Raw genomic sequence first — 20,211 nt, forward strand, 5'->3', positions numbered from 1 at the left:
TTAAGCAATTAAGTTAACATGCCACCATCTACATTCAATGTTTGACCTGTTATATAATCTGACATATCACTTGCTAAAAACACACAAGCATTTGCAATATCTTCAGGTGTTCCTCCTCGTTTTAAAGGAATAGCTTCACGCCATCCTTTAACAGTGTCTTCATCTAATTTTGCTGTCATTTCAGTTTCAATAAATCCTGGAGCAATAACATTGCTTCGTATATTTCTTGAGCCCAATTCTAAAGCCACCGATTTTGAAAATCCAATAATCCCTGCTTTTGATGCTGCGTAATTAGTTTGTCCTGCATTACCTTTTACACCTACAACCGAACTCATATTAATTATAGAGCCTTTACGCTGTTTGAGCATAGTACGCTGTACAGCTTTTGTCATATTGAAAACAGACTTCAAATTAACTTCAATAACTTTATCAAAATCCTCTTCACTTATACGCATTAAGAGATTATCTTTTGTGATTCCTGCGTTATTTACAAGAATATCGATACTTCCAAACTCACCAACAACAGCTTCAGCTAAATCTTGAGATTCTTGAAAACTAGCAGCATTACTTTTATATCCTTTTGCTTTTACTCCTAAAGCCTTTAATTCGTCTTCAAGTTCTTTAGCTGCTTCAACTGATGAACTATACGTAAAAGCGACATGAGCACCTTGCTGGGCAAATACTTGAGCAATTCCACGACCAATTCCTCTACTCGCCCCTGTTATAATAGCGGTTTTTCCTTCTAATAATTTCATTTTTGTTGTTGAGATTAGTTGTTTGTCAAATATAATAAATACAAGTTGCATCAAATAAAAAAACCTTACAAGATTTTGTAAGGTTTTTAACAGTTCAGTATTTGTTTATTAAGCTAAAACTTCAGCTACTTTTTTACCAATTTCAGCAGGAGAATCAACTACATGAATACCACAAGCTCTCATAATTTTCTTTTTAGCTTGTGCTGTATCATCACTACCTCCTACAATAGCTCCAGCATGTCCCATAGTACGGCCTGCAGGTGCTGTTTCACCAGCAATAAAACCAACAACTGGTTTTTTACTACCACTTTCTTTATACCAATTAGCCGCATCTGCTTCTAGTTGTCCACCTATTTCACCAATCATTACAACTGCTTCAGTTTCAGGATCGTTAATTAAAAGCTCAACAGCTTCTTTTGTTGTTGTTCCAATTATTGGGTCACCACCAATTCCAATGGCAGTAGTGATTCCCAATCCCTGTTTTACCACTTGATCAGCTGCTTCGTAAGTTAATGTTCCAGATTTAGAAACGATACCTACTTTTCCTTTTTTGAAAACAAAACCTGGCATGATACCAACCTTTGCTTCTTCTGGAGTAATAACGCCAGGACAATTAGGGCCTATCAATCTACAGTCCTTACCTTTTATGTAATCTGAAGCTTTTATCATATCAGCAACAGGAATTCCTTCAGTAATCGTGATAATCACTTTTATACCAGCATCAGCAGCTTCCATAATAGCGTCAGCAGCAAAAGCTGGCGGTACAAAAATAATACTGGTATCTGCACCAACTTGTTTTACAGCCTCTTCAACTGTATTAAAAACTGGTTTTTCTAAATGAGTTTGGCCACCTTTACCAGGTGTTACACCACCAACTACATTTGTACCATATTCAATCATTTGACCAGCGTGAAATGTCCCTTCGCTACCAGTAAAACCTTGTACTATTATTTTTGAATTTCTATTAACTAAAACGCTCATTGAAGTTTAATTTTTTAATGTTTTAAAACGATTACAAAAGTAATCTTTTGAATAGGATTAGTAAAGTGTTTTTAAATTTTTATTTCTTTGAAAGAATTTGAATGTATAGTTGATTCATCTGCCAATTGGCTAATCTCATGGCATCTAAACAGTTGGTTATCTTTCACTTCCCAAATAGATATAAAATGCGCCAAAGCAACTTCTTCATCAGGATTCTCAATTGTGTTAGCAAATAAAGTGTGTCTGCTTGTAACAAATGGGCCATCTTCTAGTAAATGACTGAAAACAAACCGGAGGCTTTCATAAGCTTGTCTAGTTCCTTCAAAAAAAGAGACGATATCATCATATCTTAAAACCGTAAAACCACGACTACTATTCCAATGCAACTCACATTCCTTGTGAAAAAATTGTGGTATAATTGATTCATCATTTGCTAAATCAGAATTGTAAAATCTTTTTACGATATCTTTTGCAGACATGTGTTTATTTTTTTAGTTTTTTTAGAATTTCGGGGATTTGTTTGATGTAAGCCATTTCCTTGAATTTTTCTCTTGCATCCATTGCTGGTGAACCAAAATAGGTTTTGCCAGCCTCTGTAGTATGGCCTAAACCAGATTGAGCATATAAAACTGTTCCTTTAGCAATGGTTATACCGCTTTTCACACCCACTTGCCCCCAAAGCGTTACTTCATCTTCGACTACCACACAACCAGCAATTCCTGTTTGTGATGCAATCAAGCATTTTTTGCCTATTACGGTATCGTGACCTATTTGAATTTGATTGTCAAGTTTAGAGCCTTCTCCAATAGTTGTATCAGCAGTTACACCTCTATCAATAGTACACAAAGCACCAATATGAACGTCGTCTTTAATAACCACACGACCACTAGACAATAATTGATCAAAACCTTCAGGGCGGTTTTTGTAATAAAAAGCACTAGCGCCTAATACCGTACCAGCATGAATAACCACATTATTACCAATGACAGTGTCATCATAAATGCTCGTATTAGCATGTATAATGCAGTTCTTACCTATGGTGACATTATTACCAATAAAACAGTTTGGTTGAATGATAGTACCCTCACCAATAGTTGCTGTATCAGATATTGCAGCATTAGCAGAGTGAAAAGGTTTGAAGTGATTAGTTAATTTATTAAAATCACGAAAAGGATCATCACTGATTAATAAGGCTTTACCTTCAGGACACTCAACTTTTTTATTGATTAGAACTATGGTAGCTGCTGAATTTAAAGCTTTGTCATAATATTTAGGATGATCTACAAATACAATATCTCCTGACTCCACCACATGAATCTCATTCATACCTAACACAGAAAAATCATCAGAACCAACATAATCCACATTAATTAGACTCGCTATTTCCTTTAAAGTATGTTTTCTTGGGAATTTCACCTTATTCTTTAATACGTTCTTTGTACGTACCTTTTTCGGTTTCTACCTTAATCTTGTCACCTTCATTAATGAAAAGTGGCACGTTTACTTCAGCACCTGTTTCTACTGTTGCAGGTTTTGTTGCATTGGTAGCTGTGTTCCCTTTCACACCAGGCTCTGTATGAGTGACTTCAAGAATAACACTTGCTGGCATTTCTACTGAAAGAGGCATGTTGTCTTCTGAATTAATAAGAATAGTTACAACTTCACCCTCTTTCATTAAATCAGGTCTGTCTAAAGCTGCTTCTAGCAATCTTATTTGTGTATAATCTTCCTGATTCATGAAATGATAAAACTCACCATCATGATACAGAAATTGAAATTTATGTGTTTCAACACGAACATCATCTATTTTGTGACCAGCAGAAAAGGTGTTATCGATAACTTTTCCTGTAGTAACACTTTTAAGTTTCGTTCTTACAAATGCTGGACCTTTCCCAGGTTTTACGTGTAAAAACTCAATTATTTTAAAAATATCATGGTTGTATCTAATGCACAATCCGTTTCTAATATCTGAAGTACTAGCCATAAATTAATTTGATTTAAAATATCCTTTCATAATACCACGTTGTGAATCTTTAATAAACTGAAGAATTTCATCGCGCTCTGGAGTTGCTTCCATTTCCGCTTCTATAATTTCAGCTGCTTGGGTATTATTATAATTTTTTTGATATAAGATTCTAAATATATCCTGAATTTCTCTAATTTTTTCTGTCGAAAAACCACGACGTCTCAATCCTACTGAATTGATACCAACATATGATAATGGTTCTCGTGCAGCTTTTACAAATGGAGGAACATCTTTACGCACCAATGAACCACCTGTTACAAAAGCATGATTTCCAATTGAACAAAACTGGTGTACAGCTGTCATTCCTGCCAAAACCACATAGTCACCTACATTAATATGTCCTGCCAACGTACTGTTATTTGAGAAAATACAATTATTACCAACAATACAATCATGGGCAATATGACAATACGCCATAATCAAACAATTGTTTCCAATTACAGTTTTCATTTTATCTGTAGTCCCTCTATTGATTGTAACACATTCTCTAATGGTTACATTATCTCCAATTTCAACTGTCGTGTCTTCATCATTGTATTTCAAATCTTGAGGAACAGCAGAAATTACGGCACCAGGAAAAATATTACAATTTTTACCAATTCTGGCACCTTCCATAATAGTGACATTACTTCCAATCCATGTTCCTTCACCTATCACGACATTATTATGTATCGTAGTAAAAGGCTCAATCACAACATTTTTTGCGATTTTTGCTCCAGGATGTACGTATGCTAATGGTTGGTTCATTTTCGTAATTTTGTTTTTGATAAATAGGAGAAAATGTGTTCGCCTATTAGATTAACCGAATAACTCAATATATAAGGATTGGCTCGGTTCATATTATTTTACTTTTGAAATTTGTGCCATTAATTCGGCTTCAGCGCAAAGCTTTCCATTGGCATAAGCATAACCTTGCATGTGGCAAATACCACGACGAATTGGTGAAATTAAATCACATTTAAAGATTAGAGTGTCACCGGGAGTTACTTTTTGTTTGAATTTAACATTGTCTATTTTCATGAAGAATGTTAAATAGTTTTCTGGATCAGGAACAGTACTTAATACTAAAATGCCACCTGTTTGTGCCATAGCCTCAACAATTAAAACACCAGGCATAACTGGTGCTCCTGGGAAGTGACCAGCAAAAAAAGGTTCGTTCATAGTCACGTTTTTCATACCAATGACATGAGACTCGCTTAATTCGAAAATTTTATCAATCAATAAAAATGGTTGACGATGCGGAAGCATATTCATAATTTGATTGACATCCATTAATGGATCCTGATTTAAATCAATATTAGGAACATTGTTACGTCTTTCATTCTTGATGATTTTGGACATTTTTTTTGCAAATTGTGTGTTTACAAAATGTCCTGGTTTGTTGGCAATAATCTTACCTTTTAAATGTGTTCTTATTAACGCAAGATCACCTAGAACATCCAGCAATTTATGCCTTGCAGCCTCATTTGGATGATGCAAGGTTAAATTATCTAGAATTCCGTTAGGTTTTACGGCTATATTATCTTTTTTAAATGCAACACGCAACTTGTCCATGGTCTCTGGTGACAATTCCTTATCAACATAAACAATAGCATTATTTAAATCACCTCCTTTAATTAAGCCATGTTCTAAAAGCATTTCAATTTCGTGTAGAAAGCTAAACGTTCTTGAGTCCGAAATTTCATCTTTAAATTCTGAAATGTGCTTTATAGAAGCATTTTGGGTACCTAATACTTTAGTTCCGAAATCGACCATAGTAGTAATTTGATACTCACTGGAAGGCATAACCAAGATTTCACTTCCTGATTCCTCATCGGTATAAGAAATAACATCAGTAACCTCATAAACCTCTCTAGTTGCCTCTTGTTCAACTACTCCTGCTTTCTCTAAAGCTTCAACAAAAAACTTTGAAGATCCATCCATAATTGGTGGCTCGGAAGCATCAATTTCTAAAATAGCATTATCAATATCTAGACCTACTAAAGCTGCTAAAACATGCTCACAAGTTTGTATGGTTACACCATTTTTTTCTAAACACGTGCCACGTTGTGTATTAGTAACATAATTGGCATCTGCTTCTATTAATGGTGATCCTTCAAGATCTATTCTTTTAAAAGCAAAACCAGAATTTTCTGGCGCTGACTTAAATGTTAATGTTACATTCTTTCCTGTATGCAACCCAACACCTTTAAGGGACACCTCATTCTTGATGGTTTTTTGCTTAATATTCGTGTTAACTATTCCCATTTACTTTCTTTTCTATTTCGTTTATGGACTTCACAATTTTCGGAAGATTTTTAAAATAAACATAAGATTTGTTATAGTCTCCATAGCCCAATGCAGGCGAACCTTGTAACATTTCATTATCAGCTACATTTCTACCTATTCCTGATTGCGCTTGAATTTTTACGTTATTGCCAATTGTTATGTGACCAACAATACCAACTTGACCACCTATTTGACAATTTTCACCAATTTTAGTAGATCCAGCAATTCCTGTTTGAGCGGCAATAACTGTGTTTTTTCCTATCTCAACATTATGAGCAATTTGAATTTGATTATCCAATTTAACGCCTCTTCTTATTATTGTTGATCCTAATGTGGCTCTATCAATTGTTGTTGCGGCTCCAATATCAACAAAATCTTCGATGATAACATTACCTATTTGAGGTACCTTGCTATACTCACCTACTTCATTTGGTGTGAAACCAAAACCATCAGCGCCAATTATGGCTCCAGAATTTATCACACAATTACTACCCACAATACATTCAGAATAAATCTTGGCGCCTGAAAAAACGATAGTATTATCCTTTATTGTAACGTTGTCGCCTATATAACAATTTGGGAATATCTTTACGTTATCACCTATTTTCACATTATCACCAACAAAGGTAAAAGCTCCTAAATAAATATTTTCTCCAAGCTTTGCAGAATCTGAAACAACAGTCTGTTGATCAATTCCAGATTTATTTAGTTTTATCTGGTTATAATATTCTAATAATTTAGAAAAAGACTTATAGGCGTCATCCACTTTAATTAAAGTAGAATTGATATCATGTTCTGGCACAAAGCTTTTATTTACAATTGCAATAGATGCTTTGGTGGTATATATATATGGTGTATATTTTGGATTGGCTAAAAAGGTTAAAGAACCTTCTGTACCTTCCTCAATTTTAGATAGTTTAGAAACTTCAACTTGAGAATTACCTACAATGTCTCCTTCTAAAATACCGGCTATTTGTTCTGCTGTGAATTTCATTAAGCGCAAAAATAGAAAAAATGTGTCACATTTTATCTTTGGGATAGCATATAAAATATTTAGTGACTGGTTTTGTTAATGCTTTTAGGTTAAGTTGGTCTGAAGCTTTAACAATATCCTGAATTTTACCAGTCTTGTATAAAATGTTTATATTCTGTGAATTTAGTTCGTATGCCTGATTTGATATCTCACCTGTAAAAACAAAATAATTAGCTTCAATTTCTGATATATCATACTTTTCTACTAACGCTTTAACATGGCTATGCTTACGATCTTTTTTTATGGGTTTCTTCTTAATTTTTATCTTTAATAAATCCCTGTTTATAATCATTTCACAGAGATTACGCAACACAAAATCATCATGGAATTGCCATGATTTCATAGCAGAAATAATGTCATAATCATCCAATTGCGCAAATAACTGTAAGGCTTCATTATTAAATGCTTTTAGTGTCACATCATTCTCAAGAAAATAATCCAAGGCTTTGCTCGATTGCAGTTTAACGCCATTTGAAACAAGTTCTTTAGCGCGTTGCAACATTCTAATAAGTAATTGCTCCGCAACCAAACCTGTTTTGTGAAGATAGACTTGCCAATACATAAAACGTCTAGCAATCAAAAATTTCTCAACACTATAAATGCCTTTTTCCTCTACAACCAATGAGTCATCCACAACGTTTAGCATTGTGATCAATCGCTCTGTATTTATATTACCTTCTGATACGCCTGTATAAAAACTATCACGTTTTAGGTAATCTGCCCGATCCATATCCAATTGACTGGAAATTAATTGACAAAGGAACTTTCTTTTATAATTACCCTTAAAAATTTCTATGGCTAGCGTTAAAGTTCCGTTAAATTCAGCATTCAGGTTTTCCATAAAAAGCAATGAAATTTCCTCATGACTAATACCATTTACAATACTATGCTCCATGGCATGTGAAAAAGGACCGTGCCCAATATCATGAAGTAAAATTGCAATAAACAAAGCCTCTTCTTCGGCTTTTGAAATATCAACTCCCTTAAAACGAAGTGTTTGCACAGCTTTTTGCATTAAATGCATGCACCCTAAAGCATGGTGAAACCGCGTATGATGTGCCCCAGGATATACTAAATATGACATACCCATTTGCGAAATGCGACGAAGACGCTGGAAATATCTATGCTCAATTAAATTAAAAATTGTAGAATTAGGTATAGTAATAAAACCGTAAATTGGGTCGTTAAATATTTTAAGTTTGTTTTTTGAAATCAAGCTGCTTAATTACTTTAATTATATAAACAAATATACATGAACAATATAAATATTCTTTGGGTTGACGATGAAATTGATTTATTAAAACCCCATATCCTTTTTTTAGAACAAAAAAACTATCAAGTAACCACTTGTAAAAGTGGTACAGAAGCCATTGAGATTTTAGACGATAAAAACTTTGATATTGTTTTTTTAGATGAAAACATGCCTGGATTAACAGGTCTTGAAACTCTAAATGAGATTAAAGAAAAACGTGATACGCTTCCAGTTGTAATGATTACTAAAAGTGAGGAAGAATATATCATGGAGGAAGCTATTGGGAATAAAATAGCTGACTATTTGATAAAACCTGTGAATCCAAACCAGATTTTATTAAGCCTCAAAAAGAATTTAGACCATTCTAGATTGGTTTCTGAAAAAACGACGTCAAACTACCAACAGGAATTTAGAAAAATTGCTATGGACTTAACTATGGTTAATAGTTTTGAAGAGTGGGCCAATCTTTACCAAAGGCTTATTTACTGGGAAATGCAATTGGAAGATATTGAAGATACTGGCATGTTTGAAATTCTTGAATCGCAGAAAAACGAAGCCAATACGCAATTTGGTAAGTTTATAGATAAGCACTATCCAAGCTGGTTTGAACCACATGTTGATGCGCCTACCATGTCACATACACTATTTAAAAATAGAATAGTTCCAGAATTAAGTAAAGAACAACCCACTTTCCTGGTTGTAATTGATAATTTACGTTATGACCAATGGAAAGCTTTTGAGCCTATTGTAAACAATTATTATAAGAAAGATAAAGAAGCACCATTTTACAGCATACTACCAACGGCAACACAATATGCCAGAAACGCCATATTTTCTGGATTAATGCCTGCTGATATGGAAAAAATGCATCCTGATTTATGGAAAAATGACACTGATGAAGGCGGCAAGAACCTACATGAAGCTGAATTTTTAGATGCTCAAATGAAACGTTTAGGACTAAATCATTTAAAACATGAATACTACAAAATAACCAATTTAAAAAACGGTAAAAAATTAGTTGATAATTTTAAAGGACTAAAAGATAATGACCTGACTGTTGTGGTTTATAATTTTGTAGATATGCTTTCTCATTCCAAAACTGAAATGGACGTGGTTAAAGAATTAGCATCTAATGATAAGGCGTATCGCTCACTTACACAGAGTTGGTTTAAAAACTCACCACTACTTGAAATGATTCAACAAGCACAGCAATTAGGGTTTAAACTTATTTTGACTACAGATCATGGTACTATTAATGTGAAAAACCCGTCAAAAGTAATTGGTGATAAAGACACTAGTTTAAACTTACGATATAAAACTGGTCGTTCTTTAACTTATGAAGACAAAGAGGTTTTAGTGGCAAAAGACCCAAAAACCATACATCTGCCATCAATTACCATGAGTAGTTCATTTATTTTTGCTAAAAATGATTTGTTTTTTGCTTATCCAAATAACTATAATCATTACGTAAGTTATTACAGAAACACATACCAACATGGTGGCGTTTCGTTGGAAGAAATGATTATTCCATTTGCTGTTTTAAGCCCTAAATAACTCCGTGTAATGCAAAAAAATCCGACGAAATACACTTTTTATTAGTTTTTTTCAATTTTTATACTTAATATTGCATGCAAACAAGATGTGATTTGACTATAGCATATAGTTTAAATGAGTTAAATGCTGTTGCTAATCAAGTTCTTAAATCTGTAAAATCAAAAACCATTTTATTTTACGGAAACATGGGAACTGGTAAAACAACATTAATTAAAGCTTTAATTGAGGCTCTAGGAAGTGATGATGATGTAAGTAGCCCAACCTATTCTATTGTCAACGAATATAGTTTGAGTGATAATGTGATTTATCATTTTGATTTATATCGCTTAAAATCTATTGAAGAGGCTTATGATTTTGGAATTGAAGATTATTTGCAAACTGAAGGCTGGTTATTTATTGAATGGCCAGAATTGATAAAGAATCATTTAGATGTTGAATATGATATTATTGAGTTATCAATATCAGAACAAAACAAACGAATATTAACGCTTAAATAGTGATTTATTATAAGATTGAAAACAACAAATTGCCCTAAATTGTCGCGTTTTACGGTTTTACCGTAACGAAAAAATCAAAAAATGTTGATTTTAACATTTTTTTAACATTTCGACCTACTTTCATACATACTTCATATATACATTTGGGTTATTAATTAATTAATCCCTTAATATAATGAAAGCAAAAAAGTATGTATTAGCAATCGCAATTTTTGGCGGTATGTTGTTTACAGTTCAAGCAACTAACATCATTGATTTAGATGGACAACAAACAACAAAAATCGAAGGAAAAAGAATTAAAGTTCCTGCGAACGGATAAGAAAATAAATAAAGTTATCTTAAGTGGTAGTATAATTGCTACTATAATAGCTTTGATACCTTATTTATTTTATTTATACGAAGGTGTTCCAGACACACAAGTTTGGGACACTTTTTTGTTTACATATGATAGTAAAGTATATGAAAGTGCCTATGTTGTTGCATGGACACTTTCAGGCAAGCTAATTCCTTTATTACTATTATTCATTTGGTTCTTTACTTGTCGTCATTGGTGGTACCATGTGCTGTTAGTTCCGATAATTATGTATTCTTATCAAATTATATCTTTCATTACTTCCGACACGGGTATAGTAGATGAGTTTCAATTAATCTATTTAGTTCCTATAATGGCGGTTATGGTGCCTTCTATTTATTTAATAAGAGCTAAAATGTTTGATAAATTAAATACTGTAAATAAATCTATGGAAGAGCTTGAAGAAGAATTTAAAATTAAACCCACAACCCTTTGGGGAAGAATTAAGCAGTATTTTTAAAAACAACTTAATCTTTAAAAAATTAATTCGTAATTTGACTTTCCGTTACCAACAACTAGTCAAAGTATGTCTAAATCCTTATCACCTTTTACCAAGCAGCAATTACTGCCACAAGAGGAAACACTTGAAATTTTAAAACAAAAAGGAGATCTGTTCATTGGTATTCCCAAAGAAACAGCTTTTCAAGAAAAGCGTGTGTGTTTAACACCAGACGCTGTTTCTGCTTTAGTAACCAATGGACACAGAATACTTATGGAATCAGGTGCTGGCAAAGGCGCCAATTTTAGTGACAAGGATTATAGTGAGGCAGGTGCTGAAATCACAAAAGATGCTGCAAAAGTTTACAGTTGTCCTATTATTTTGAAAGTTGAACCGCCTACTCTAGAGCAAATAAAACTGATTAATCCGCAGACTATTTTAATTTCTGCTCTTCAATTAAAAACCCAAACAAAAAAATATTTTGAAGCACTTGCATCCAAACGCGTAACGGCTTTAGCATTTGAGTTTATTCGTGATGAAGATGGTGCCTATCCAGCAGTCAGATCCTTAAGTGAAATTGCAGGAACAGCCTCCGTTTTAATTGCTTCTGAATTATTAAGCAATGTTAATAATGGTAACGGTCTCATGTTTGGAAACATTAGTGGTGTTCCGCCTATTGAAGTTGTTATTTTAGGAGCAGGAACAGTTGGAGAATTTGCAGCTAGAGGCGCTATTGGTTTAGGAGCTAATGTAAAAGTGTTTGATAATTCTATTACCAAACTTCGATGCATCCAAACAAATTTGGGCAGAACCATTTTTACATCAACCTTACAACCCAAGAATTTATCTAAAGCTCTTAAACGCTGTGATGTTGCCATAGGTGCTGTTCGCGGAAAAAACAGAGCACCAGTTCTTGTTGCTGAAACTATGGTTGAAAACATGAAATCTGGTGCAGTTATTATTGACGTTAGTATTGATATGGGAGGTTGCTTTGAAACCAGTGAGGTAACAACACATAAAAACCCAACTTTTGTTAAGCATGGGGTTACGCATTATTGTGTACCTAATATTCCTGCACGTTACTCACGTTCTGCTTCTATATCAATCAGTAATATTTTCACACCCTATCTTTTAAAAATTGGTGAAGAAGGTGGTTTAGAAAATTCCTTACGTTTTGATAGAGGTTTGAAAAATGGGTTGTACTTTTACCACGGCATTCTAACCAACAAATCTGTTGGTGAATGGTTTGATTTAAAACACAGCGATATTAATTTGCTGATATTTTAAATAAAGTAAAACTTCAAATTTAAATACGTGAAATTACTACATCGTGTTGGTTATTACCTAGGAGGCTTCTCTATAGGACTTATTATTTTAGCATTTTTTTTAAATGGCAAAAAAGTATCTTGTGATTATGGCCCTGAAGCTCGTGTGCTAAAAAACATCAATTCCAAAGAACTAAAAATACCCGAAGATATTTATAATTCCCTTATGGCTAAAAAAATGGATTCGCTAAATATCATCAACATTCTTAAACATGCAAATATTCGTTTTTTGGATAGTGATACAAGAAAAGAACCATGTGGTATTTATTATTTAGAGAACACCTTGTCAGAATCCAAAATGGATCTAAAAATTGAAAACTGCGATAGTATTGTTACTATTAAAGAAATAGTCTGGAAATGATTTCTGTAAATACTTATAAATGAAAAAGACCTGAAATTCAGGTCTTTTTCACAACTAAAAGTGGGAAAATTAATTTAGTATTAAGCGTTTAGTGAAACTTTTGCCACTTTGAGTTACTGATACTATATAAATACCTCTTGGTAAATTACTAACATTTAAATTATTAATGATTGGCTGTGAGCTTGGCTGTATAGCTTTATTAATAAGCATTCTACCTGCCATATCAAATAATTGCAAACTAGCGACACCAGTAAAATCTGTCATTTTAACATTTACTTGACTTTGCGCAGGATTAGGATATACATTAATTCCTGTATTCAAATTGCTTTCTTCTTCAATTACGTCTTCATTAGTTTCACAGTTATTCACCATGACTTCAACAGTTGCAATTTCAGATGATATTCCATTTGAAACAGTTACAGTATAAATTGAAGTTTCTTCAGGTGAAACTGTAATACTTTCGGTCATATCACCTGTGTTCCATTCATAACTTAAACCACCTGAAGCCGTTAACGTAACCGTTTCACCCATACAAATTTCAGCATTGGATCCGGCAGAGGCATTTACTGGTTCAACAACATTTACCCAAACCTCATCAGTAGAAGAACATCCATTTGAATGTACTGTTACAGAATAACTCGATGTTTGGTTAGGACTAACTACAATACTTTGATTTGTACTGCCATTACTCCAAACATATCCAGAACCTCCTGATGCCGTTAGAGTTACGGATGCTCCATTTTCAATAGTCACATCACTACCAGCGTTGGCAGTTGGTATTGGGTTTACTGTTACTGTAACAGAATCACTATCTGAAACTGTACCCTCACTTACCGTTACCGAATAAGTGGTTGTACTATTTGGGCTAACTGTAATGCTTTGAGTGGTTTCTCCTGTACTCCATTCATAAGAACCTCCTCCTGATGCCGTTAAAACTGTACTTTCATTTTCACATATGGAAACATCTTGACCTGCATTGGCAACAACAGTTACACTCGGCTCTACTGTTACCGTAACAGAATCACTACTAGAACAGTTGTTAGAACTAACTGTTACAGTGTACGTAGTTGTTTCACTTGGGTTGACCGTAATGCTTTGAGACGTTGCACCTGTACTCCATTCATAAGAATCTCCTCCTGATGCTGTTAAGGTGGTACTCTCACCTTCATTTATAGTTATATCATTTCCAGCATTGGCAGTTGGTATTGAATTTACTGTTACTGTAACAGAATCACTGTCTGAAACTGTACCCTCACTTACCGTTACCGAATAAGTAGTCGTACTATTTGGGCTAACTGTAATGCTTTGAGTGGTTTCTCCTGTACTCCATTCATAAGAACCTCCTCCTGATGCCGTTAAAACTGTACTTTCATTTTCACATATGGAAACATCTTGACCTGCATTGGCAACAACAGTTACACTCGGCTCTACTGTTACCGTAACAGAATCACTACTAGAACAGTTGTTAGAACTAACTGTTACAGTGTACGTAGTTGTTTCACTTGGGTTGACCGTAATGCTTTGAGACGTTGCACCTGTACTCCATTCATAAGAATCTCCTCCTGATGCTGTTAAGGTGGTACTCTCACCTTCATTTATAGTTATATCATTTCCAGCATTGGCAGTTGGTAATGGATTGACCGTTACCGTAACAGAATCACTATCTGTTTGTTCACCTTCAGTAACTGTAACTGTATAAATTGTCGTTTCGCTTGGACTGACCGTTATGCTTTGTGAAGTTTCACCTGTACTCCACACATAATCTGATCCTCCTGATGCAGTTAATACCACGCTATCATTATCACAAATAGTAACGTCTTGGCCTGCATCAGCTTCTATGGGAGTCGGTATCACAGTTACCGTAACGGTATCTTCGGTACTACAACCATTTTGAATAACCGAGACAGTATAAGTAGTCGTTTCTGTCGGGCTTACAACAATGCTTTGAGTATTATCGTTTGTGCTCCAAGAATAATTGGTTCCTCCAGAAGCTGTTAAAGTTGTGCTTTCACCTTCATTTATTGTTACATCTTCACCTGCATTGGCAGTTGGTAGTGGATTAACAGTAACTGTCACCGTATCAGAAACACTATTTCCAGTGTCATCAGATAATGTTACCGTATAAGTTGTTGTTTCATTAGGACTAACTTCAATATTTTGTGAGCTTTCACCAGTATCCCAAGAAAAATTATTTCCTCCTGTACCGTAGGCAGTAAGGTTAGTGGATTCACCTTCGCAAATAGTAATGTCATTTCCTGCATTAACGGTCATTCCAACGTTTCCCTGTGGAAATTCTAAAACAAAAGCTGGTGCGCTAGTTTGGTTAGTCTGTGTTGGATCATTCCAGTTACTAGCAAATATCATTTTGGTACCATTTCTATTTGGCACTACTTGTGTTTCATGTAGATAACCTGTTGGTGCCGAATGGTGTTTAGCATAACGCTCAATAGTTCCTGAATTATCAAGTTTTATAGCAAAAATTTCTCTCGGAGCTACTGGATTTGAAGAACAGCATTGCTCACTTACATAAGCCCAACCTGGTCTATCAATGTTTCTACAGCTCACATGACCACCCCAAATGCCACGACCATTTATGTATGGAAATAAATTGGTTATTCCTCCACCATCCAATCTAGCCATGTACATACTGTAACCTGCATCCCATTGAGCTTGGTCACCATAACCAACAAATACTTCATTACCATAAGCATCATAACCTAAATCACCATGAGGTGTTGTATCGGCAATGTGTATTTCGTTTTGCATGTTTATATCATAAGTTTTTAATCCCTGATTTGGACCTGAACCATCTGTACGCCAGCATAAAACAGCATATTGTCCAGATTGTGAAACTGAAAACCAATCCAAGTCACCACCAGGAATAACCATAGAACCAGTAACCACGTCGTTTTGAATATCATATACAAAAACTGTTTTAGTACTTCCGCTAGTGCCAATAAGTCCTACATATCTATCGTCATTTGACTGGTTACCTTCACCATATCCAAAATCAATATTTGAGTATTCAGTAAAAGTCCTTAAGGTTGTTCTTTGATTGGTTGTAACATCAAATGATTGAAAACTATTACTACTAGAACCATACATAATATGAGGCTCTGTATGACTCCAACGTCCATAACCAGGAATATTTGCCCAATACAAAAACTCATAGGTTTCTGCATCTAAAATAGCAGCAGGATGTCCAGACAACTTTATTAATGTTTCGTCTGAATTCCATGTTTGGTCTTTTGAATAGTTATGACGTATTCTATTAGAACTGGTTCCAAAAACATTTCTGTCTCCAATTCTCCTCACAATACTACCAGATAAACCTTCAGTAAAAGGCTCTAAATAATCGGGCATCGCTGTAGCAGGTGCCTGATAATTTTGATAATCTACATTTGGCAATTGTTCTTGTGTCGGATAATTCTGACCGTTCGTCGATAAAATACCACAAGAAATACATGTGATAATTATGAAATTCCTGAAAGCCAGGAATTTCCCGTTGGGATAAAAATTCTTCATTTGGGGCTATTTGCTATTAACTCAGGCTAAACTATATATATCAGTTTTTGTTCTGTTAAATAAATGGTTTGTTTTCGATGAAATGCATATTTTTTGTAAAATAAATACTACAAAACATGCGTTTTGAAGTCATTTTATTACACTTTATCGATAAAAATTGAATTAATAGCTGTTCTCGGAAATACAAGAGTTGCCAAATATACGGTCACTATTTAGTTTTGGATGTCCTTTAGAAAGATTTTAACATAATAAGATATCAACACCTTATAAACAAAATAGTTATCACTTAAAATTTAATAGAAAAAGTACTACAAATACCTTTAATATATTAAATATGGTATTTAGTCTAATAACAGAAATAGAATCAGGTACAGAAACAAAAAATATCTACTTTTAATGCATAGAACTGATTGTAATAAGATTTTAATAAAATTTGTTTCTTTTGAAAAAAAGTAAAATCGCTTTTTTAATTCCGAGTCTTGAAGCTGGTGGTGCTGAACGCGTAGTAGCTACTTTAGCCAATAGCCTAGTGATTACTTATGATGTTACAATAATTGTACTTTATAAAAGCCCCATTTTCTTTAAACTAAATCCAGATATTAACATAATATACTGCGGTGATGAATACCAGGCAGTATATAGCCTAAAGCATTCTATTACATCGCATTTAAAATTTATAAGAACAATCATTAAAATTATTAAATCAAATAACATTAGACTTTTAATAGGCTTCATGACGACACCAAACATCTATGCTGTTATTGCAGCTAAATATTCTGGTATTCGAAGCATAATCAGTGAACGCGTTCATCCTAAATATACCGAAGCTTCTAAAGTTTGGTTTTCAGTAAGAAGACACCTCTATCCCTTTGCTGATAAACTTGTTATTCAAACGCAAGATATTGCTGATTATTTCTCTAGGTTTATCAAAGAAAAAAACATGCAAATTATTCTGAACCCATTAAATCCTGAATTAATAAGTAAGCGTGATATCACCAATAAAGAAAATATTATTCTTAACGTTGGCAGATTGAATTATCAAAAAAATCAAGACATGTTAATTAGGGCTTTCTCAAATATAAACCCAATAGATTGGAAATTGATTATAGTAGGTGATGGAAAGGAATTGGCAAACTATAAGCGTTTAATAAACGAATTAGAAACAGCAGACAAAGTCATATTAACTGGTAATGTCGAAGATGTATCAGATTACTATAATAAGTCTAAAATATTTGCTTTTACATCGCGATATGAAGGATTTCCAAATGCGTTGACAGAAGCCATGTATTTTGGGCTAGCTTCAATAGCTACCGATTGTCCTTCAGGTCCTTCCGATTTAATAACAAATGAAGAAAATGGTTTTTTAATCCCATCTGAAAATCAAAAAGCGTTAGAAGACAAGTTACGTTTGTTGATGTCGAATTCTCCAATAAGAGAAAAAATGGGTAAGGCAGCTATGAATGACACTGATAAATTTAAAATTGAAAACATCTCACTACAATGGGAACAATTAATTAATAACCTACTTAATTAAAATGAATTTAAAATCACTTTTACCTACATATTCAAAACAAAAACCCGGAACGTATGATTACACTTTTACGGTTTTTACTCCTGTATATAATCGAGCTGACACCATAAAAAGAGTTTTTGATTCGTTAGAAAAACAAACTTTTAGAGATTTTGAATTATTAATTATTAACGATGGCTCATCTGATAATTCAAATAATGTCATTGAAGAGTTAATAAGCACTTGTAATTTTCCTGTTCGATACATAAACAATTTAGAAAACAAACACAAGATGGCTTGTCTACTACAAGGTGTGAGTTTAGCTAAAGGTGAATTTTTCCTAACTTTTGATTCAGATGATGAATGTACCGAAAATGCTCTAGAAATCTTCAAAAAAACTTATGATGCTATTCCGGATGAACGTAAAGATTCCGTTTGCAGCCTTACCTGTCTTTGTAAGGATCAATTTGGTAATTTGGTTGGTGAAAAATTTGATACTGATTTATATTACAGTTCAACATTTGGGAATATGGTGATAGATAGATACAAATCTGAAAAATGGGGATTAACAAAGACCGACATCTTAAAAGGTGTGTCTATCAATGAATTTATGTTCGCCAAAGGTTATATACCAGAAGGCGTTATATGGAATTTATTCTCTAAAGAAAATTACAAAACCCTTTATTTTAATGATATACTTCGCATATATTATATAGATACTGAAAACAATATTTCTTCTGGACAAATTAAAAATAATGCGCTCGGACTAGCAATTTACTCACTGGCAAATGCCAATTGGTTTTATAAACAATACCTTCTCAAAAATCCAACGTTATTTTTGAAACAAGTATACTTACTCTTACTAGCATCTAAATATTTAAATTTTAAAAGAACTGAATACACAAATGCTATTGATAGTAAATTTTTGAAAATGATATTTAACATATGTTGGCCATTCAGAAGACTAATCACAGCTAAACCATTATCATAATTGATAAAACTTAAGGACATAAAAGCCATAATTCGCAAGACTTACAAAAGTTCTCTGGTTGTAAATATTACTACCGTAGCATTAATAACTGTTCTTGTTAAGGGTTTTGGGTTCTACAAAGAGGTTGTAATAGCTTCCAACATTGGTCTTTCAGAATTATTAGATACATTTTTTATTGCATTGTTACTACCTGGATTTATTAATCAAGTTTTTTTAATTGCATTCAAATCTGTCTTTATACCCAACTATGTAGCTGAATTAAAAGGTGGTAATAATGTTGGCACAATACAATCGACTAGTTTTTTTATAACCTTCATAACAGGAATTGTATTAACCGGTATTGCTTTTTTATTTACTGATGTTTTTTTAGATACTTTTTTTGCAGGACATTCAGAAACTTACTATCAACTCATTAAAACACAATTTTATTATCTGGCACCATGCATAGTAATATGGGGTTTTTGTGCATTATTAGGCGGATTACTCAATATTTACAACGAGTTTAAATTTGCTTCAATCCATCCTATATTAACAAGTATCTCCATGTTGGTTTGTCTTATATTCTTTAAAGACGAATTACAAGACAAGGTATTGGCTGTAGGAATGCTAATAGGTTGTTCATTAGAATTACTACTCTTGGTTACTGTATGCTCTTATAAAAAAATTATTAAACTAAAAAAGGTTGACTTTAAGAATAAAAATGTAAAAATGATGTTCAATCAATTACCAGCTAGAATATCATCTGGCTTTTTAACTGGACTTATACCTGTAACCGATCAGTATTTTGCTGCGACCTTGGCTATTGGTTCAATAGCAGCTTTAAATTACGGTATGAAGATTCCAGCTTTTTTTTCGTCAATAATTATCATGGCATTGGGAAGTGTTCTTCTACCCTACTTTTCAAACCTCAATTTTGATAATAGAGCGCTAGCTTTTAAGAGACTAACAACCATTTTGAAGATATTATTTATTTCCTTGGTCATTATTGTTATTCCGCTTATTATTTTTTCAACACAAATTATATCATTATTATTTGAAAGAAATGAATTTAAAGCAGACGATACCGCTCTGGTTGCCAATATCCAAATGATTTTTCTTATTAGTATTCCTTTCACTATTTGTGGTGATGCAATTGTAAGGTTTTTAACAAGTATTAATAAAAATGCTTTTTTAGCCTATGTATCATTTGGAACTATGATACTTAATCTAATACTGGATTATATTTTCATGAAACTATATGGTGTCATTGGAATTGCTTTGTGTACTACAGTCGTGCAAATAATAAAAGTTCTTATTTTTATTCAATATGCCAAAAAACAGCAAACTCTGAAAGTGACTTAAT

At 33.4% G+C, this 20,211-nt stretch carries 18 protein-coding genes; 8 read left to right on the plus strand and 10 right to left on the minus strand.

The window, feature by feature from the left end; translation table 11 throughout:
- Positions 1–8: 8 nt before the first annotated feature.
- The 9 genes from fabG to HGK31_RS09945 all read right to left on the minus strand — a co-directional run bounded on the left by fabG (position 9) and on the right by HGK31_RS09945 (position 8,279).
- Positions 9–755 carry a 3-oxoacyl-[acyl-carrier-protein] reductase gene (gene fabG / locus HGK31_RS09905; RefSeq protein WP_104735732.1) on the minus strand — a complete coding sequence of 249 codons (747 nt, stop codon included), beginning with the start codon at positions 753–755 and terminating at the stop codon, positions 9–11.
- A gap of 108 nt (positions 756–863) precedes the next feature.
- Entirely contained in the window at positions 864–1,736 is an 873-nt protein-coding gene (sucD, locus tag HGK31_RS09910) for a succinate--CoA ligase subunit alpha (RefSeq protein WP_191859604.1), read from the minus strand.
- Positions 1,737–1,807: 71 nt separating this feature from the next.
- Positions 1,808–2,215 carry a nuclear transport factor 2 family protein gene (locus tag HGK31_RS09915; protein WP_191859605.1) on the minus strand — a complete coding sequence of 136 codons (408 nt, stop codon included), beginning with the start codon at positions 2,213–2,215 and terminating at the stop codon, positions 1,808–1,810.
- A 4-nt stretch (positions 2,216–2,219) separates the two neighbouring features.
- The gene (locus tag HGK31_RS09920) at positions 2,220–3,152 is read right to left on the minus strand and encodes a UDP-3-O-(3-hydroxymyristoyl)glucosamine N-acyltransferase (RefSeq protein ID WP_191859606.1); all 933 of its coding nucleotides are present in this window, start codon (positions 3,150–3,152) and stop codon (positions 2,220–2,222) included.
- A 1-nt stretch (position 3,153) separates the two neighbouring features.
- Entirely contained in the window at positions 3,154–3,720 is a 567-nt protein-coding gene (efp, locus tag HGK31_RS09925; RefSeq protein WP_104733721.1) for an elongation factor P, read from the minus strand.
- A gap of 3 nt (positions 3,721–3,723) precedes the next feature.
- Positions 3,724–4,509 (minus strand): acyl-ACP--UDP-N-acetylglucosamine O-acyltransferase, encoded by a 786-nt coding sequence (gene lpxA, locus HGK31_RS09930; RefSeq protein ID WP_104733720.1) that lies wholly within the window; start codon positions 4,507–4,509, stop codon positions 3,724–3,726.
- Positions 4,510–4,602: 93 nt separating this feature from the next.
- On the minus strand, positions 4,603–6,009 hold the full coding sequence (locus HGK31_RS09935) for a bifunctional UDP-3-O-[3-hydroxymyristoyl] N-acetylglucosamine deacetylase/3-hydroxyacyl-ACP dehydratase (protein ID WP_191859607.1): 1,407 nt from the start codon (positions 6,007–6,009) through the stop codon (positions 4,603–4,605).
- Entirely contained in the window at positions 5,996–7,024 is a 1,029-nt protein-coding gene (lpxD, locus tag HGK31_RS09940; RefSeq protein WP_191859608.1) for a UDP-3-O-(3-hydroxymyristoyl)glucosamine N-acyltransferase, read from the minus strand. The genes HGK31_RS09935 and lpxD overlap by 14 nt, the downstream gene beginning before the upstream one ends.
- A 25-nt stretch (positions 7,025–7,049) precedes the next feature.
- On the minus strand, positions 7,050–8,279 hold the full coding sequence (locus HGK31_RS09945; RefSeq protein ID WP_191859609.1) for an HD domain-containing protein: 1,230 nt from the start codon (positions 8,277–8,279) through the stop codon (positions 7,050–7,052).
- Positions 8,280–8,315: 36 nt separating this feature from the next.
- Between HGK31_RS09945 and porX the strand changes: the two genes are divergently transcribed.
- The 5 genes from porX (at position 8,316) to HGK31_RS09970 (ending at position 12,843) form a co-directional block, all read left to right on the plus strand.
- Positions 8,316–9,869 (plus strand): T9SS response regulator signal transducer PorX, encoded by a 1,554-nt coding sequence (porX, locus tag HGK31_RS09950; RefSeq protein WP_191859610.1) that lies wholly within the window; start codon positions 8,316–8,318, stop codon positions 9,867–9,869.
- 74 nt (positions 9,870–9,943) lie between these two features.
- Positions 9,944–10,366, plus strand: coding sequence for a tRNA (adenosine(37)-N6)-threonylcarbamoyltransferase complex ATPase subunit type 1 TsaE (gene tsaE, locus HGK31_RS09955; protein WP_233451062.1), 423 nt, complete (start codon positions 9,944–9,946; stop codon positions 10,364–10,366).
- Between the two features lie 260 nt (positions 10,367–10,626).
- A complete protein-coding gene (locus HGK31_RS09960; RefSeq protein WP_191859611.1) occupies positions 10,627–11,178 on the plus strand; it encodes a hypothetical protein in 552 nt (183 codons plus the stop codon).
- 66 nt (positions 11,179–11,244) lie between these two features.
- A complete protein-coding gene (locus HGK31_RS09965; RefSeq protein ID WP_191859612.1) occupies positions 11,245–12,444 on the plus strand; it encodes an alanine dehydrogenase in 1,200 nt (399 codons plus the stop codon).
- 27 nt (positions 12,445–12,471) lie between these two features.
- Positions 12,472–12,843, plus strand: coding sequence for a hypothetical protein (locus HGK31_RS09970; protein WP_191859613.1), 372 nt, complete (start codon positions 12,472–12,474; stop codon positions 12,841–12,843).
- A 69-nt stretch (positions 12,844–12,912) separates the two neighbouring features.
- On the opposite strand, the gene HGK31_RS09975 is transcribed toward HGK31_RS09970, so the two are convergent.
- Positions 12,913–16,368 (minus strand): T9SS type A sorting domain-containing protein, encoded by a 3,456-nt coding sequence (locus HGK31_RS09975; RefSeq protein ID WP_191859614.1) that lies wholly within the window; start codon positions 16,366–16,368, stop codon positions 12,913–12,915.
- A gap of 442 nt (positions 16,369–16,810) precedes the next feature.
- Between HGK31_RS09975 and HGK31_RS09980 the strand changes: the two genes are divergently transcribed.
- Genes HGK31_RS09980 through murJ form a run of 3 tightly spaced genes read left to right on the plus strand, consistent with a single transcriptional unit; the run spans position 16,811 to position 20,210 of the window.
- The gene (locus HGK31_RS09980; protein ID WP_191859615.1) at positions 16,811–17,902 is read left to right on the plus strand and encodes a glycosyltransferase family 4 protein; all 1,092 of its coding nucleotides are present in this window, start codon (positions 16,811–16,813) and stop codon (positions 17,900–17,902) included.
- Position 17,903: 1 nt separating this feature from the next.
- Positions 17,904–18,869 carry a glycosyltransferase family 2 protein gene (locus HGK31_RS09985; protein WP_191859616.1) on the plus strand — a complete coding sequence of 322 codons (966 nt, stop codon included), beginning with the start codon at positions 17,904–17,906 and terminating at the stop codon, positions 18,867–18,869.
- Positions 18,870–20,210 (plus strand): murein biosynthesis integral membrane protein MurJ, encoded by a 1,341-nt coding sequence (gene murJ / locus HGK31_RS09990; RefSeq protein WP_233451065.1) that lies wholly within the window; start codon positions 18,870–18,872, stop codon positions 20,208–20,210. It begins immediately after the preceding gene.
- Position 20,211 lies beyond the last annotated feature (1 nt).

Origin of the sequence: Hanstruepera ponticola (assembly GCF_012931685.1) — a bacterium.
Taxonomy (GTDB): domain Bacteria; phylum Bacteroidota; class Bacteroidia; order Flavobacteriales; family Flavobacteriaceae; genus Hanstruepera; species Hanstruepera ponticola.

Coding starts and splice junctions, on each gene's coding strand:
- porX (WP_191859610.1), top strand. CDS start 8,316: ATGAACAATATAAATATTCTTTGGGTTGACGATGAAATTGATTTATTA.
- HGK31_RS09975 (WP_191859614.1), bottom strand. CDS start 16,368: ATGAAGAATTTTTATCCCAACGGGAAATTCCTGGCTTTCAGGAATTTC.
- efp (WP_104733721.1), bottom strand. CDS start 3,720: ATGGCTAGTACTTCAGATATTAGAAACGGATTGTGCATTAGATACAAC.
- sucD (WP_191859604.1), bottom strand. CDS start 1,736: ATGAGCGTTTTAGTTAATAGAAATTCAAAAATAATAGTACAAGGTTTT.
- HGK31_RS09985 (WP_191859616.1), top strand. CDS start 17,904: ATGAATTTAAAATCACTTTTACCTACATATTCAAAACAAAAACCCGGA.
- lpxD (WP_191859608.1), bottom strand. CDS start 7,024: ATGAAATTCACAGCAGAACAAATAGCCGGTATTTTAGAAGGAGACATT.
- tsaE (WP_233451062.1), top strand. CDS start 9,944: ATGCAAACAAGATGTGATTTGACTATAGCATATAGTTTAAATGAGTTA.
- lpxA (WP_104733720.1), bottom strand. CDS start 4,509: ATGAACCAACCATTAGCATACGTACATCCTGGAGCAAAAATCGCAAAA.
- HGK31_RS09935 (WP_191859607.1), bottom strand. CDS start 6,009: ATGGGAATAGTTAACACGAATATTAAGCAAAAAACCATCAAGAATGAG.
- HGK31_RS09960 (WP_191859611.1), top strand. CDS start 10,627: ATGGACAACAAACAACAAAAATCGAAGGAAAAAGAATTAAAGTTCCTG.
- HGK31_RS09915 (WP_191859605.1), bottom strand. CDS start 2,215: ATGTCTGCAAAAGATATCGTAAAAAGATTTTACAATTCTGATTTAGCA.
- fabG (WP_104735732.1), bottom strand. CDS start 755: ATGAAATTATTAGAAGGAAAAACCGCTATTATAACAGGGGCGAGTAGA.
- HGK31_RS09965 (WP_191859612.1), top strand. CDS start 11,245: ATGTCTAAATCCTTATCACCTTTTACCAAGCAGCAATTACTGCCACAA.